The organism is Psychrobacter sp. 16-MNA-CIBAN-0192 (assembly GCF_040309565.1).
In the GTDB taxonomy this organism is placed as follows: Bacteria; Pseudomonadota; Gammaproteobacteria; order Pseudomonadales; family Moraxellaceae; genus Psychrobacter.
This window is the reverse complement of record NZ_JBEOOX010000782.1, coordinates 1-231: the sequence shown is the minus strand read 5'-3', so window position 1 is coordinate 231 and position 231 is coordinate 1. Positions and strand designations below refer to the sequence as shown.

The 231-nt window shown below is 67.5% G+C and carries 1 protein-coding gene; it reads right to left on the bottom strand.

Features of this window, described 5'->3' with window-relative positions; genetic code table 11:
- Positions 1-231, bottom strand: a 231-nt coding sequence (locus AAEY78_RS15200; protein ID WP_352340367.1) for an ABC transporter permease subunit, incomplete at both ends; no start/stop codon positions are given.

Genomic DNA, 231 nt, shown 5'->3' with positions numbered 1-231 from the left:
GAGAGCCCCTTCGCGCGCGCGGTCAGCACGTATTGCCGGCGGATCTGGTCGAGGAACGCGTTCTTCGTGAGCATCGTGACGACCGCGAAGCTGCCGACGACCGACGCGGTGATCGGCAGCGCGATGTGCCACAGGTAGTCGAGCACCTTGCCGACGAGCGACAGCTGCGCGAAGTTGTCCGACGTGAGGCCGCGCAGCGGGAAGAGCTGCCAGAACGAGCCGCCGCCGAAC